The sequence below is a fragment of the Parabacteroides faecis genome (assembly GCF_014647375.1).
GTDB lineage: Bacteria > Bacteroidota > Bacteroidia > Bacteroidales > Tannerellaceae > Parabacteroides > Parabacteroides faecis.
Window position 1 is genome coordinate 173143 of the sequence record NZ_BMPB01000003.1, and the last position, 15924, is coordinate 189066.

Annotated in this window: 12 protein-coding genes; all 12 read right to left on the minus strand. The window is 46.3% G+C overall.

Going from position 1 to position 15924, the window contains the following annotated elements:
• Positions 1 to 104: 104 nt before the first annotated feature.
• Positions 105 to 2960 carry a BACON domain-containing protein gene (locus IEY67_RS05110; protein WP_183669388.1) on the minus strand — a complete coding sequence of 952 codons (2856 nt, stop codon included), beginning with the start codon at positions 2958 to 2960 and terminating at the stop codon, positions 105 to 107.
• Between the two features lie 68 nt (positions 2961 to 3028).
• Complete coding sequence (locus IEY67_RS05115; RefSeq protein ID WP_183669386.1) at positions 3029 to 4174, minus strand: BF2992 family fimbrillin-A clan protein; 1146 nt, start codon at positions 4172 to 4174, stop codon at positions 3029 to 3031.
• A 12-nt stretch (positions 4175 to 4186) separates the two neighbouring features.
• Positions 4187 to 5302 (minus strand): fimbrillin family protein, encoded by a 1116-nt coding sequence (locus tag IEY67_RS05120; protein ID WP_183669384.1) that lies wholly within the window; start codon positions 5300 to 5302, stop codon positions 4187 to 4189.
• Between the two features lie 26 nt (positions 5303 to 5328).
• Entirely contained in the window at positions 5329 to 6639 is a 1311-nt protein-coding gene (locus tag IEY67_RS05125; RefSeq protein WP_183669382.1) for a fimbrillin family protein, read from the minus strand.
• Between the two features lie 34 nt (positions 6640 to 6673).
• On the minus strand, positions 6674 to 7648 hold the full coding sequence (locus IEY67_RS05130; RefSeq protein ID WP_183669380.1) for a fimbrillin family protein: 975 nt from the start codon (positions 7646 to 7648) through the stop codon (positions 6674 to 6676).
• A 65-nt stretch (positions 7649 to 7713) separates the two neighbouring features.
• Positions 7714 to 8664 (minus strand): fimbrillin family protein, encoded by a 951-nt coding sequence (locus IEY67_RS05135; RefSeq protein WP_183669378.1) that lies wholly within the window; start codon positions 8662 to 8664, stop codon positions 7714 to 7716.
• Positions 8665 to 8713: 49 nt separating this feature from the next.
• Entirely contained in the window at positions 8714 to 9676 is a 963-nt protein-coding gene (locus IEY67_RS05140) for a DUF5119 domain-containing protein (RefSeq protein WP_229800961.1), read from the minus strand.
• 14 nt (positions 9677 to 9690) lie between these two features.
• Positions 9691 to 11118 (minus strand): DUF3575 domain-containing protein, encoded by a 1428-nt coding sequence (locus IEY67_RS05145; protein ID WP_183669376.1) that lies wholly within the window; start codon positions 11116 to 11118, stop codon positions 9691 to 9693.
• 490 nt (positions 11119 to 11608) lie between these two features.
• The gene (locus IEY67_RS05150) at positions 11609 to 12526 is read right to left on the minus strand and encodes a tyrosine-type recombinase/integrase (RefSeq protein ID WP_183669374.1); all 918 of its coding nucleotides are present in this window, start codon (positions 12524 to 12526) and stop codon (positions 11609 to 11611) included.
• Positions 12527 to 13168: 642 nt separating this feature from the next.
• Positions 13169 to 13384: a HepT-like ribonuclease domain-containing protein gene (locus IEY67_RS05155; protein ID WP_183669372.1), complete on the minus strand. Its 216-nt coding sequence runs from the start codon at positions 13382 to 13384 to the stop codon at positions 13169 to 13171.
• On the minus strand, positions 13368 to 13664 hold the full coding sequence (locus IEY67_RS05160; protein WP_122374234.1) for a nucleotidyltransferase family protein: 297 nt from the start codon (positions 13662 to 13664) through the stop codon (positions 13368 to 13370). The genes IEY67_RS05155 and IEY67_RS05160 overlap by 17 nt, the downstream gene beginning before the upstream one ends.
• Positions 13665 to 13931: 267 nt before the next feature.
• On the minus strand, positions 13932 to 15884 hold the full coding sequence (locus IEY67_RS05165) for an alpha-L-arabinofuranosidase family protein (protein ID WP_183669370.1): 1953 nt from the start codon (positions 15882 to 15884) through the stop codon (positions 13932 to 13934).
• Positions 15885 to 15924 lie beyond the last annotated feature (40 nt).

Here is a 15924-nt window from a genome sequence, read left to right on the forward strand (position 1 = left end):
TATCAATGGACTGCTTCTGTTTTCTCTGTCATAAGGGTATTCTCTATTGCCCTCCAGACCTCGGATCACAGACCATCATCATTCATTGAGTTAGCTGGGCACAACTATCTTTCACGGACACAACGGAATGACATGACGGCGTCGGCACCGTAGGCGTTGGTACTGCCGTTGTAAAAGCTCACGACTTGGTAGCTGCTCGCAATCTGGAGCGTGCTACTCCAGGTCCAACTGCTCTCGAACTTTTGAAAGCCTGCGGTTGCCTGTAACGACTGCTTGCTTCTATACATAGTTAACAACTGATCTTGCGATGGCAAATACCAATCAGAATGGCCTTCTGCTGTTAAACCGTTACAATATGAGTTTGCGTTACTCCAATTTTTTGAACCTCCGTCCGTTTTACATACCTGTAAGTTTCCGACATAAGCACCAATTTCCCCTGATGCCTGTTTAACCGTTACCTGTGCTCTTCGTGCTGGATTGGCTCCTGTTACCGATACAGTAAAAGTTCCCTTACGATCAGCACCCGTATTGGCAGATCCCGTAAAGGTTAGCGCGGTATTACCTGTTCCTTTGGTAGGACTCACAGTTATGCCATTATTAGTTAACGGAGATATAGTCCATGGTAAACCTGTAGTAGCCTTAACAGAACCTGTTGTACTTCCTCCAACCGCCGCTATTTCGGCAACCGGACTGGTAACGCTAAACAAAGAAGCAGCCTGATTCACCGGTACACTCTGGTTCATTGTTCCGGCTGTCACTGATATATTTCCTGCATTAACTGTACTGTTTAAATTTAAACTACTTGTTTTATATCCCAAAGTCTGTTCTTCACCGGTTGCGTTTTCCGGAGGTGTTGCCGTTAGGGTTAACCATTCAGGCTTGGTTATGGATAAAGGAAGTCCCTTAGTTGCCTGAAACGTGAGTGTACCCTTGTCGTCAGCTGTTGCCGCCAATGTGGTTTTATCACCGGAAGCTGTTAGCGATGAAGCCTTTTGGTTTATCACTATCACACCTGTCGGACCACCCGTTTCGTTACCAGCCCGGACTGTGATCTCACCGCTTCGCAAGGAGGCTGTCGGATTTACTGTTGCGTCAAAGGTGATATCCTGCACACTTCCGGTCGTTGTGCTACCCGAAGTCGAACCTGTCAGGGTGAGCCAATCCCCTTGCGTTACTTTCGCTGCCCATGCCAAACCGAGCGTTGCGGTAAAGGAAGATGACTGATTACTGGCTGCTACCGGTTCAAGCTTTACTGTCGAGCCTTCAACCGTTGAACCAGCCTGTTTGACTATTATTTCTCCTTTCAGGCCCGGATAAGTCGGATCACTAAACGATGCACCTGCCGCAACTGTAATCTTTCCCGTACGTTCCTGTGCTAGTGGATTGGATGACAATGATTTTACTTTCAACGGAAACTCACTACCGTCGGATTCATTTCCCGAGATAGCCGGATTACTATCCGCCCAGCTCCACCAGTCCTCATCGCTCACTGCCGCCTGCCACTGCAAACCTTTGGTCACTTTACAAGTGGAACTACCCTCCGAACCGGATGCCGCGCCCAAAGAGATATCATCCCCTTTGGTTAGGGTCGAACCCTCCTGCGTAATGGTTATTGTCCAGGGATTGTCGTTTACATTCACAGAAAAGGACACACTTCTCTCTTCCGCTTTCGGATTGCTCGATACAGCCTGGAAAGTGACCTTCGCCGGACCCTGGTGAGAAACCGTAACACCCGTACCGGCTTCCTTACCCTCTATCACAGCCGACAGCCAATCCTCCAGGTCGAACGACCATGCCTGACCCGGACGGGCGGTGATCTGTACCTCCTTCGTTCCTCCTTTTTCAGCAGGCATATTTCCTTCCGTCACTTCGATAGGCGGTATCCTGCCTACCGTGATACGTTCGTCGGATACATCTATGCCTACCAACGTCACATTCATCGTATAATGCGAGTTACGCACAATATCATAGTTGTTTTTATCGCTGCCCGGATAAAAACAGAAAGTGACATTCTCGTAAGTCACCCCACTCTGCACGGCAATTCCGGTCAATTCAATAAAAGTAGCATGGATTACCCCCTTGCCTGTTTTCTTCTTTTCCGAATCGACCGCATCTCCATTTTTTACCGTACCCGCCATATTCTCCGGCAAATACCAGCACATCGTGGCTCCGTTCTTATCGGCAGTACCGGCATAACCCGTATACGTCATATTAGCCAACCGGCTTTCCGGGACATCGACCTGCGATTTCTGAGGGACGGATTTCAATTCGACAGAAGAAGGAGTAAAAGAAAAATTATTTCCACCTATCGAATAGGTAAACGAGATCTTTGCCAGGAGGCGTGTCAATTCGACCGTGATGTTTTTGTCACCCTTTTCCTGTACTACTCCTTCCCACATACCTGTCATTCCGCACAGGTTACTTTCCGGCAAACCACTTTCCGTCGAAGCATACGACAGGACATGTCCCTTCAATTTCGTTTCATCCCCGATCTCTCCCAGGTCACCGGCATTCGCGATGAACCAGACATGGCTTTGTGCTCCATCCTGACTTTGTTTCAACTTTATATTCACCGTATTGTCTGTCAAGGAAGCAAAGTATTTATTAAATAGAAGCGTCCCGGTCGAAGCATCATACTGTCCCACCCAAAGCCCGGCAATCTTACTTTCCTGCTCTTCATCCAGCGATTGGGTGGCGCGGGTGCCGATACGTTCCCTCTCACCGACGGCCAGTGAATCGGCATCTACCGTCCCTTCGGGAGTAAACGTTATACTTCGTGTTGTCGGCGCACGGCTCGCCAGGACATTCAAATGAAAACCGGCATCCACATCCTTTAACATATGCGGCGATATATCGCCATTTTCCACATCTGCCTGTGTACAGCTACCGACAAAAAGCAAAAATAACCAGGCAGACATACAAATCCAACGTTTATATCTTATTCCACTCATTTGTTTCATTCTCTCTCTTTTTTATTCCATATCTCATTCTTCTTATTGGCACACCGGCACATTTTCCCATCGGCATATTATGCACCTCTTCCGGCTTCCCCGTTCCCACTCCACGTGATCTCTTTCCACCGGGCAACCGTAAATTCCGTTCCAACCCCTTGGTTGATATCCGGATCGGGACAAGGCAGGTCGGGAGCTCCGACATATGCATCGGTAAAGGGAACCGCATTCCATGCCAGTACACGTACCTGCAAACGGCTTTCATTATTCTTTACCTCCAACGTAAAAACATACCTTTGGCCTTCGTCGAAAGATATACTTTTATCGACAGTCGCTTTCAGGGTTGCCGTTTTCTCATCCCGCTGCACATCGATCTCCACATCGAAAGGCTTCGCCGTTTTGGGTAGAAGCACTCCTTTTGTCTTGTTCAGTCCGCTATTGTCCGGATCGGCACCCGCTTCTACCAGTTCAAACTCACCCGTTTCAAATACGACCTCCCCTGTTTCACCGTCAACGCCGTCCGTAGCCGGAATGCCCGTATCCTCTCCGGCTATAAGAACGGCACCGGATGAGGATATTTTACTTAGTTTCAAACGGGTGGCATATAGCCGGTTAAACGGAAGCATGTTTTCTTTCGACGGAGCGACATTGAACACCACCAGAGCACATTTACGACGGAAAGTTCCCAACTTTACCTGCCGGGAACTTTCAGAAACCGTTACGCCGCGCACAAACGAGGTCATCATGTCTTCTTTGTGGGGAATATCCGTTATCTGATAAGAATCACCACTCCCTTTCTGCAACGGCCGTGCCGGAGAAACGGCATAAAAGTCATATATGCCGCTACGGACAACCGTCTTTTCCGCTTCTCCGGCAACCTTTTTCCCCACATCATCCACCCGACAAGGCGACAGGCTGCCATCGGCCAGCACTTCATAAGTGAATTCAAAGGTGGAAGCCGCCGCAGAAAAAGCTGCCGGCGTGGTCTGTTCTCCCACATTTCCCAGCAAATAGCCACGGATGCGTATGGTAGCTCCTTCCGGCAATGGCGTAGGCTCCGGCGTAACAGCTTCATCCGACCGTGTCAGGACCACTGGGATACCCAAGTCGGGCTTCCCGAAACTGACTGCCACCAGCTGCGCCGTTTCCGGCATCTCTTCCACAGGACCGGAGGTACAACCAGTGAGCATTCCCCCCAACAGACATATCAAATATCGTTTCATATCATACAGTTTTTATTCTACCGGAATATCATGCGCCCCGCCATCATTCCAACCGGCAACCCGGATATCCGCCAGTTCGATTCCCTGCGGCTGCAGGCGGATATTGTAGATATAATTGTATCCCTTTTTCCAGTCCGCTGTAAACGTTCCGGGAGCTTTCCCGTTTCCTTCTGCCGGTTTCATATTGAACGTACGCCCGTCTTCGAGCGTAAGCACCAGCGTGACACCCACATCCGTCACCGGAATGACCAGGCCGAATGCCTGTATCGCGACTTTGGAGGCATCGGCTTCACCGGAACCCACTCCGCGCAGATCGCCGTCCGCTGTAAACACCAGTTCACCGGCATCTGTCATGGTTCCCTCCAGAACACCTGTCGAAAGGTTCAGTCTGGCGGAAGTGGATTTTTTCAGGCCCACATCACTTTTCAACGTCACCCGGGCTACCCGGCAGCCAGAAAAGGCCGTTCCTCCCTCTGCTTCCAATACACGGAAACTCACCTTTGCCAGTGCATGCTGCATCAAAAGCGATACCTCCGGATGCCAGCGGTCTACCTGGTCCGCCGCCATACAGTAGAGGTAATCGTCCTGGTCAGTTTCCCACTGTACATCGGTCGCGGCATCCACCTGCTTGCCGCCGTCGTTGAAAGAAAACTTCTGCTTATCCAGCACCCTGACACCGCTCATCGACGGTACTTTAGGGGTTCCCGAAAGCGACACGCTTTTCCCGGACGGCGCATAGGCATAAACAGTCCCTTTTTCCGTATACAGGCAAAGCGGTTCTTCTCCTTCCGCCAACTCCCAGGCAGGCAGTGGTATTGCCTCGTTATAGGTGAACAGCTGACTTTTGACACTGCTCACGTAGAAACTGACTGCACCGCTACCGTTCTGTTTGGTGACGCATATACCGACAGAAGCAAGCGGGTTCGGATTCTTTTCCTCCTCCCCCGGACCACCCGTAACGACGCTTCGTGATTCCACTTCCAATGACAAGCCCAGGTTCCTGATGCTCAAAGGAACACCCTTTTCTGTATCTTCGCCACCGGGTACAGGCAAAGCGATCTCCGCTTCCGTGCACGCCATGCACAGCGACAGGAGCACTGCCGGTAATAGGTATAAGAACTTTTTCATGGGCTTTATTTTTAGTCGTTGTTTAATTACAACGGGATTTCCACCTGATCGACATCATTCCATTTTTCTACCGTTACGTCCATTATCGTCAACTTGTTACGACCTGCCGAGAATGTGTAGATGTAATTGTCGCCAGCCGACCAATTGTTTGCAGGAAGAGTGACCTGATAGACAACTACCGGATTTTCTCCCTCCTGCAACGTGATTTCCACATCTATTTCGTTGTCATCGAAACTTTCTATCGGGTATACCAGGGCGCTGACCGTTTTAGACACGGTCTGGCCATTCACTGAGGAAGAAGTCTTGCCGTTTTGGACAAAAGCATGTTCACCTTCTTTTCCTCCTTCCTCTACCTGTCTCATCAATATATAACCAGTAATCGTACGAGTCATACCGGTCGTGGTTGAAGGTCCGGTTATTGCCCCGTCCGTCAACGACATATATCCTTCTCCTGTCTTAAACAGACTTGAACCGTCGGTATGGTTCTTTATTTTGAACGTCGTAAACTTCACGTCTTTATCACTCAGATGCCCACCGTCATACACACGGAAAGAGACCATCGCCATAGCATGCTTCATATTCAGGTTGATCTTATAACCGGGATTCTTGTCATTTGTATTATCAGGATCGGCTTCCGGAGTAACAGGTGTTTGTCCTTCGGCACGTCCGTTATTGACATAACGGCCGCTCTCCGTTGCGTCAAAATAGAGGTAATCATTCTCAGTCGACAAAGACAGATTTACTGGAGTGCCTTTACTCGATGGTTGTGACCATTTATTCACATCCCAATATTTCCTTGCATTGTTAGTAGAAGCATCTATCTCACCGGTAGTGAGGACCTTTACCTGGATTTTCAGGTTGGATTCGCTACTGATGGAAGAAATCCCAAGATCTTCATTATAAGGATAATAAGCATACACCTTTCCTACCGTTTTAGTCAGATAATAAGGGACTTCGTTTTTCTGGTCATAAGAACTTTTTTTGTCTGTGATTGAAATCCAGTTGGCTCCATTTCCATCCCCTATATACCTCACATGATGTCCGGTATAGCCGGAACCTGTCTCATCGGGTTTATACCAACCTGTCGAGGTACTATTCGTGACCAATACACCCAAACCAGGGGCAGAGTTGTAATCGGTATAGGTAATCTTTTCACCACTTACTACCGATTTAGTAGCCGCTTTGGTTCCAGCATCCACTTTCAGATTGGGAGTGATACCCAAAGCTACCTGACCGCCACTTCCCGGTTCAGGGTCGATTTCGGTTTCTGTTTCCGAACAGCTTGTCGCTGTCAGAAGGGCTATCAACATAACCCACATTGTCTTAGTTGTTTTCATTTCCGTTCGTTTTAAAGTGTTTCTATGTAATATTTTATATCGGCATATCATCCTGTTCATGATCCGTCCAGGCTTCCACACCGACAGATATAGTCTGTATCTGGCTTTTATCTGTAAAGAAGAGGGTTACAACATGGCTTTTTCCTATCTGAAAACCACCTTCTATATAGAAAGAAACTTCCGAGACTGTTTCATGTTCGGTTCCCCTACCATCTTTCGTCGTTGTTATCCAAAGATGCAACGGGTGTTTTGCTGTTCCGTCCACTGGGGAAACCGGGAGCAAGAGATATCCTTGCGATTCGGGAAGATCTTCGCTGGCTGTTACCTCCGGGACCGGCAAGTTTGTTATATCCTGTACCGGGATATTTTTTATTCCATCATCTGACGATATATCATCCAAATAGGGAGTCTCCTGTTCCAGATCCAGTTCCTGACGTGTATGTACGTCCACTGCATCGATCGTTTTTATCGTTCCCCATCCATCGGATCGGTCACTGTAACAAACCAAACGAACCTGTGTCAGTAAATGATGGAACGTACAGGTTTGTATCGGGGCATACTCGCTGCCCGTTAGGATTCCTGTTGACATAATATCAGTTGTACCATCTACTATAAAGGTTACTTTGCCCGTTCCTGCAACGGCTTCCGACTCACCCTTTGCCGGATAATAGCCGTGTAGGCGGATATGACGAGCATCCTCCGGGTATGACTGGGACTGGGCAAACACGATCGGACGGTTCCCCTTCCCGCCTGTTCGCACCGCCTCATATCTGTTCCACATGCCATAACTTTCTGTCGAAACGGCCGTTTCATCCTGACGGGCAAAGTAAACCTCTAAATCCTTTTCATAGCCGGAACCGATTGCTCCACGCGTTGATTGTCCGATCGCCCCTTCCAGGCAGACCGCTGTTTCCGGAACCGGCTCCGGAGTAGGATTGCTGTCTGAACAGGCGGCGAGGCCCGGAAGGATGACGATGGATATTGATATTATTGCTATGAAGTTGTTCATGATTTTGATAGTTGTCTTGTTTTTTTAATTTACACCCTCCTGCCCCCTCTCGAAGAGGGGAAAGGTTACTCGCCGGGGATAATGATAGTACTACCGTTATTACCCGGTTGCCACTCGGTGATACCGGTTTCCACTGCTATTTTGCCGTCCTCCGTAAAGGTGAGCGTGATAAGGTGGGAATAGCCCGCTTTCACGCCTTCACTGATATTGGAGACGGTTACGTTCAATGTTTTGGGATTTCCGTCATAAGTTCCTTTCACTTCTAAACTGACAGGCAAATCTTCTGTTCCCATATTCGCTGTCGGGTAAAGCAACAGATAGCCGGTCGATGTTTTTTCGGCATCCAAAGCCGCAACTGTAGAAGGGCAGTTTTTAACCGTTAGCGTTTGGTCGGCTGTTCCTGGTGCTGTCAGTTTTGCCCCAGTTGTTTTATCAAGCGATAGTTTCAATCCCGTTGTTACATTCTTTACTTTAATGGAAGTTATAGCCGTCCATTTTGTGATCGCTCCGGCAGAACCCGTACATTTGAACTGCAATTGGGTCAATAGATGATTGAAGGTAAAAGTCTCGAACTTATCCACCAGCGAACCGATCTGGACTCCTGTTGCCATTATATCCTCCTCTCCGGTAATGGTGTATGCGACACTGACCGGGTTGGCGGTTCCACTATTCAACGCCTTGCGGGGATAGTAACCGATCAGAATCGATTCGCCATCTTCCGTCAGATAGGTTTGTTCAGGTTCAAACGTTAGAACCGTGTTGCCTGTACCACCTGTGCGAACCGCATCGATAGACGGGGTATTCCATTGAACACCCGTTGTTCCGGGATTATCCAGACGGGCGAACGAGACTTCCAGGTCATTCGCATAACCGCTGCCAATCACAGCACGGGTAGACTCCGCGATCCCGGCACTCACTTCTACTGTTCCATCCGTCACCGGTTCTTCCATATTCGTGCAACTGCCTAAGAAAGCAACCACTAACAGACTCATGATCAATAATTTTCCTATTTTCATATTATACCAGTGTTTTTATTGTTACTATTGTTCTCATTTTCATTCCGTTTCAGGGAGTTACCACACCCGAACCGCCACTGCCCGGTTTCCAGTCCGTCAGCGTGATCGTCAAACCGCTTATTTCATCATAGCGGACAACCAGATCCAGTATCACATGTGTTGTGACAGTTGCGGTGAACGCATCTTTCACATCTTTCGTTATATCCGTCAATGAAGTGATTTCCTTTCCATCCGCCAATGTCATCGTAAGGGAAAGGTCGACGGGTTCGTCACTTCCCTCCTCCTCCTCACCCGGGGATAAACCGAACAGGCTCAGTGAAGAAGCATACACGTCCGGACTGACCTCTTCCGGCTCGAACGTCATAAAAACAGGCGTATCGAACAGCGGCTTGCCGGAAGGGATATGAACCCGTGACGATACACCGGTCAACCTTCCCGACAAGACCGCAGGAACGATATCATCCTTATCCCCTCCTGTGACCTTTATATTCATTTCCAATGTACGAACAAGGTTTGCCGGAGTTAATTCCTTTGCTACCGTTTCACCTCCGACTACCTCGATCTGCTCCAGACCTGTACCGTACAAGCTCCCCGGGCAGGCTATCTGCACGGAGCTTGATTTTAACGAAGAGAGTTGTTGTGCCCTGCCGCAGGCTTCCTCATACCCCTTCTCCATTTCAAGCGTGACACCCGTACAACTGGTATTACAGACTGCTACCCGGTAACGTCCCAAAGGCAACGTGCCCTCATATCCTGAAACGTCACCCGTACGCATGAACGGACTTTCCGAATCTTCCGGGTAGAAATACCAAATCATATTATCCGGGCAACCACTGTTTGACCTTCGAAGCAGCAAACGTACCTTTCCGTTCTTCTCCCAATCCTCATCAGGACTGTGATAGGCGCAAGATGAAATCGCCATAATCCATACGGTACTGATCGCCCAAACGACAACCTGCATCATCCTATATCCCTTATATCTTATCTCTCTCTTATTTTTATATCTTTCCATATCCTCACCTCCCTTCACCTGATTTGAAAACGATAGGATAAACTGACCTTTAAACCAACCATAAAACCCGTAGAAGCAAAACTCGTTTCCAGATAATTACGGTTATCCAGCGAATCATACCGATATTTCTTCCCACTGAAAACACTTCGATAACCGGCACGGACACGCATATCTACTCCCAAACCACCGACCAGAGAAAAGCGATAACCCATCGACAGACCTGCCGACCAAAAACAACCTGTCCGTCCGTAAAGCATATCTTCCGACAGGTCGATCGCGCTTCCACGTATATCGAAATCACCGTATTCGGTAAACAAGCCGGTATTCAATCCGGTAAACTTCCCCGAAGAGGATAGCCAGATAGTAGGTTCGAGGGAGATTTCGGACACAGCCCAACAGTCGCGCGTCTTGTCTTTATAGGCAAAGTCGGAATACATGCCCAACAAGGCTACCGACCAACGACCGGCGAAACTACACTCCACTTCCAGGTTCGGCATGAATGCCCCCGTTTCTATCTTCGTTTCACCGGTTCCTAAACGAATCGACGGGGCTACGCCACACCAGGGAAGAAGGTTCGTTTTCACCCCCAGATATACTGAGCTTTGCTGCACCGGAGCTTCTTCCATCCTCACTGGTTTGGTTGACTGTTTTTGTTCCTCGGGAACAACTTCTTTTCCGACTGTTTTTCTCTGTTTTGTCACCACCCGCACTGTTTCCCTGGTTGTTACGGTGGTGGCTAAAGCGATGTCCGGCTCTTCTATCCGTTTACTATGGCGTACCGTATCCGTTACGGAAGCCAGACGGTAATCTTCCAGTTCCGTTCGGTCGAAAAGAGGATCGTCAATACGGTACACTTCACGGTCGTAACCTCCTGTCTCACCACGACGGTACAGGTCTACATAAGGGACTGCCCCATATTCACCCATGGCAGCCTCTACCGCTACCGGATAACGGCTTTCACTGTAATGAATCGAAATGTTCGCAAACCACGGAAGTGGTTTATAAACCTTATAGACATGTACCTGGTCGCGATAGTTTCCGCTACGGTCGATATAAAAAGCTACACAATCATGGGGAATATCGAAACGGGTTTTCAGGTAGGCGTGGATACGACCCGCACGCAATGAGGCTTCGTTCACCACCTCTGTATCTTCGTATTCATATGCACTCACATGCGATACGATCAACAAATGGCAATCACCTTTCAGGATTTGGTCACGGGACACGTCGAGTAAATCGCCCATCCGTTCCAATTGATAAGCGTTGTCTCCGTAGTCGGCAAGGAACAGGTCGTTATCCCGGCGGAAAGAGAATAGGAACGATTCAGCCTTGTAATAGGTCGTAGTCTGGGCATCCGTTTCCATCCTCAAAAGGAAGCAAAGCAGCAACAGGAAGATTGTTCTTACCTGTATTTTCCGGTGTGGACCTTTTATCCTATACATATTAATATATAATACCAGTTTGTTCAATATTGAACAGTGACTATGATTATCACTAACTCTCTGTAAATGTTCACCTTATTTATATAATAAGGGTAGAGGGTGAAAAAAGCCCTTTCCCGAAGAACCTCCTTTGGGAGTTTTTAGGGTAAAAAATGAAGGATTGATGTCTTTTTGAGTCTTTTTGGAGGAAGAAACGGTACTGCGGAAATAACAGTTTTCTCTTAACAGATTAAAAAACGATGGCAGTCCGGGCCTGTTTTATACCATCTTGTAATGAAATTCATATTATATGGCTAAAAAATAGGTTAACTTGTGAAATTTAGTAAAATTGATATGCCTTTTTTAAGAAAACACCCTACACTCCTTGTTTTTTCATTTTTTTATTCTTACGTTTGCCACGTACTTCATTACAATTCAGTTTTTTTCTTATTTATAAGACACTGATTGTAAGACAGAAAGAGGATGTTTCCCCTTATTATATAAATAAGGTTTATCCCACCCGCAAACAGCTGCCGATCGCTTCGGAAACCTGCCGGTTTGCTTTGGCTATTTCCGATACGTCAAACTTCTGTAAATAGAGACGGGTCGTTTTTTCCGATGTATGCCCCAGTGCCTGGCTGATCACGCCGATAGCGACATGCAGGCGGTACGCCTCCGAAGCCCAGGCATGACGGAACGAATAGGTCGTCAATGTTTCCGGCAAATCCAGCATCACACTGATCTCTTTCAAGTAACGGTTTTCTGTTGCCAGACAGGCTTTATACTGTTCGTGGGTCATATCTTCCGACAGCACCGGGAAAAGGTAACGCCTCTCTTCATTTTTATACCGGTCGATCAGCATCTGTATTCCCGAAGTCACTTCCATCTGGATAAATGCCCCGGTCTTCTGCCGGTGGTATTGCAATACCGTACCGTTCTCCACCAAATTCTCACCTGTCAGATGCACGATATCCACAAAAGGAATACCGCAAGCCATAAACGAAAACAATGCCAAATCAATAGCAAGCTGCTTCTCCGGTTCACTCTTCAAATCCAGAGCGGCTATTTCCTTTATCACTTCCACCGGCACAGCACGTTTACGCGTCTCCTCCCTCTTCAAGTGAATCCCCGCAAAAGGTGACTCTCCCATTTTCTCCCTACACACCCGACGGGCTCGGTTATACATCGCACGCAAATTGCTCATGTAACTGTTCACCGTATTCACACGCAGTCCTTTTTCACGCAACCATTTCAAAAACGCCTCAACCAAAGCCGGTGTCACATCTTTCAGGCACAAGTCCTTACCACCCGAGAAACATATAAAATGATTACGCACCGCCCGATACAGGTCAGCCGTACTTTCATCGCCGCAGGAACGTTTATCCTCTTCCTGCAACAACATCTGTCCATAAAAATCTCTTTTCTTCATAACTTTTCCTCCATTTTATTCGGATTAATCAAAAAGATAAAGATAAACATTCATAGCTTTCAGAATGTTCGATTTTTACCGATCAGGCTAACAGTCGTTTTCACTCAAACAGCTGTTCCGGAAGAAAAACCCGCCTTATCACTCTGTTTTCCTCCCTTCATCACCCCTCCTTTCGGAAATCATTGCAATGAATCTTCCCTATCATCACAATGTCCCGACAGAGTCATCACAATGACTTCACGTACTTATCACAATGAAGTGGGACAATCATTGTGATGAAAATTTTAACACTACAAAATATGGGGAGATTTGCTTCGGGATTATGCTCTTAAACAGGGCTGATACGGCTTTCTGATAGCTGGAAGCTCTTTCTGAACGATTCATTTTCATTTGACAAATAATAGTAGGTTCCGCCTTTTCCCTGTCACTAACTCCGAAATCATTATGATGATTACATTTTCCCCTCTTAAATGTTTCCGCTAAAAAGAAAATCCCCTCAATCCGTCATTGCTGAACTCCGGATCAAGGGGATATATGTTTTTAAACTCTCCTTTACCTCTATACACGACAAAGAAAGAGTACATGAATTAACTGATTGTCAAAATGATAATTACTTATCCAATATTTCTTGAATCTGCTTTTTTAAAGGTAAAAGTTCTTGCAATGAGAATCACGAAATTCTTTCGTTAATAAATATGCTGCTTCACCAATTATTTCAAGATTCTTAATTACAGCAAAGCGAAGGATTTTATTTTGCTTATAAGATTCAAAATCTACGCCTTGTGTAAACTCTACTATATTATCGATAGCCTCAATTATATGAAGTAACCGACTTTCATCTTTAGGCTTTTCTCTCATAGATCAACAGTTTATCTAGGTTAGCACTCTCTTTAGCAAAATCTTTTAGTTGCCCTTCTTCCACAAGGTCTACTTTCTTTTTCAGTAGTTTTTGAAGTGCATCGACCATTCCTGCATATTTAAAAAGAGTAATATTAGCATCCGGTAAAAATTGAACCAAAATATCAATATCACTCTTCTTCGATTCCTCCCCTCTGGAATAAGAACCGAACACCCATGCCCTTTGAACAGGTTGCATAGAGAAAAATGAGGACAGTTTATTTAAAATTGAAACCTTCATATATAACTACTTCATATCACAAAGATAGCTAAATATGTGAAAAATATCAACATGAGTTCTTTTTTAACAACTATCTGATAATTCTAACTTTCATAAGTCATCATTCATGATTCTATTTTCCACTCTTCTATATTGCACGTCTTTGCGCTAAAATTCACTCCTATCTTAAATATTTCTTGAGAAGCTCATGTTTATCTGTTTAAGATTTTTGCCCCAAACGGCAAATTTCTAAAGCCTAACAAACTCCGGATTGAGGGAAAACTTATATCAAAATGCAACGCGATAAACAGAGAAACTTAATGGGCGAAGTACTACTTCTGCAGCCGGAGCTTCCAGTTCAATTTCTGAAACAACAGGCACTACCTGGTCCGGTTTGCAGATCGTATTTTTAGCTTCCAGGTCAGAGGCGTGAAGTACGGTTACTGTACCTTTATGTTTTCCACCGGAAAGGCCGTTTAAATCCAGTTTCACTTTTCTATTTTGAATGCCGGTATTGGCGATCTTAATGATCAACTCATTTGTATTCTTATCGACTGCTGCCGTTGCATACAGATCATTTTGTCCGGTAACCGGTTCGTTCTGCATGGTCAAAGGCACGACATTCGTACCGGCATTATGACCGTAAAGTTGCTGTACATAATAATTCGGTGTCTTCACCAAAGAAAGATTATCGAACCAGATCAAATCCGGACGCCACTGCCAGGCATCCACATGGGCAAACAGAGGTGCATAGGTACAGATATGTACTACATCCGCATTACGCTCAAAACCAGTCATAAAAGCCGCCTCAGCCAATGCTGTCAGGAAACTATTCTCGCGATTGTTCGGATGACAGGCATATTCACCAGCAAAAACCTTAGGACCATTACGATCGTATGAATCATAGCGTTTGGCACCATTCAGAAACCATTCGGGAGAACGGTAAAAATGTTCATCTACCAAATCGACTTTCATCCGCTTCATTTCAGGCCACAAGAAGTCGAAATCTTCCCCTTCCGCTTGTGGACCAGAACTACCAATAACTTTGATATCCGGATATTTGGCACGAATAGCCTTTACGAAAGGTTCCAGGCGTTCGGTAAACAAAGTACCCCACTGCTCATTACCAATAGCTATAAACTTCAGGTTGAAAGGAGCCGGATGTCCCATATCGGCACGCAGTTTTCCCCATTTAGAAGTCACAGGACCGTTGGCAAACTCGATCAGGTCAAGGGCATCGTCAATATAAGGTTGCAATTTATCGACCGGACAGTTTTCTTTCGGATCATCATTTTCATACTGACAAGAAAGACCACAGTTCAACACAGGAAGCGGCTCGGCACCGATATCCTCACTCAACTGGAAATATTCAAAGAAACCTAAACCATAAGACTGATAATAATCGGAGAACTTCTTATGAGGAAATGTATAATTCCAACGATTGATATTGATCGGTCGGTTTTCAACCGGACCAACCGTATTTTTCCACTGATAACGAGTGGCCAGGTTCGTTCCTTCCACGATACAACCTCCGGGAAAGCGGAATACACCCGGTTTAAGATCTTTCAATGCCTGTGCAAGATCGGCACGCATACCGTTCGGACGGTTATTGAATGTTTTCTGAGGGAATAAAGATATATGTTCCAGATCCGCCGTTCCCTGTGTAAGCATCGTGATACGTAAACGGGAATGGGCTTCTGTTGCCTCAGGAGTCAGGACAACGGAATACTTTTTCCAATCTTTACCGTTTATCTCAACTTCCTTTGTTTCATAAATGTCATGCCCACTATTTACCAGATTTATACGAAACTTGATCGGACCGTTAGTTACCGTACGGGCATAGAAAGAAAAGTCATACTTCTCCTCTGCCTTAATACCAATACCTTTAAAACCTTCGTTATCCAGCCCTGTACCGGTCAATTCTTTATTACAAGAAAGACGTACATAATGCGGATTCTTGTCAAAACAGGGGGATTTGGTCTGTACCGTTACATTTCCAAAAGGAACCCAGCCCCCGAAAGGATTTTCAAACTCAAAAGAACGGTTCTTAATCAACTCTGCATACAATCCTCCGTCTGCTCCGAAGTTGATATCTTCAAAAAAGATACCGTACATGGTGGATTGGATAGGCGCACCCGTTTGCTGCACGTCTATTTTGAACTCACTAGTCTGTGCCATCAGACTGCTTACCCCCATGCTTAAGAGGAACAGGGAGATAGCGTTTTTCATGCTTCTTCTCATATCAAGTGTTTTTCCGTAAATAAAAGATTTATTTAGTTGC

Coding starts and splice junctions, on each gene's coding strand:
- IEY67_RS05110 (WP_183669388.1), bottom strand. CDS start 2,960: ATGAAACAAATGAGTGGAATAAGATATAAACGTTGGATTTGTATGTCT.
- IEY67_RS05115 (WP_183669386.1), bottom strand. CDS start 4,174: ATGAAACGATATTTGATATGTCTGTTGGGGGGAATGCTCACTGGTTGT.
- IEY67_RS05120 (WP_183669384.1), bottom strand. CDS start 5,302: ATGAAAAAGTTCTTATACCTATTACCGGCAGTGCTCCTGTCGCTGTGC.
- IEY67_RS05125 (WP_183669382.1), bottom strand. CDS start 6,639: ATGAAAACAACTAAGACAATGTGGGTTATGTTGATAGCCCTTCTGACA.
- IEY67_RS05130 (WP_183669380.1), bottom strand. CDS start 7,648: ATGAACAACTTCATAGCAATAATATCAATATCCATCGTCATCCTTCCG.
- IEY67_RS05135 (WP_183669378.1), bottom strand. CDS start 8,664: ATGAAAATAGGAAAATTATTGATCATGAGTCTGTTAGTGGTTGCTTTC.
- IEY67_RS05140 (WP_229800961.1), bottom strand. CDS start 9,676: ATGGAAAGATATAAAAATAAGAGAGAGATAAGATATAAGGGATATAGG.
- IEY67_RS05145 (WP_183669376.1), bottom strand. CDS start 11,118: ATGTATAGGATAAAAGGTCCACACCGGAAAATACAGGTAAGAACAATC.
- IEY67_RS05150 (WP_183669374.1), bottom strand. CDS start 12,526: ATGAAGAAAAGAGATTTTTATGGACAGATGTTGTTGCAGGAAGAGGAT.
- IEY67_RS05155 (WP_183669372.1), bottom strand. CDS start 13,384: ATGAGAGAAAAGCCTAAAGATGAAAGTCGGTTACTTCATATAATTGAG.
- IEY67_RS05160 (WP_122374234.1), bottom strand. CDS start 13,664: ATGAAGGTTTCAATTTTAAATAAACTGTCCTCATTTTTCTCTATGCAA.
- IEY67_RS05165 (WP_183669370.1), bottom strand. CDS start 15,884: ATGAGAAGAAGCATGAAAAACGCTATCTCCCTGTTCCTCTTAAGCATG.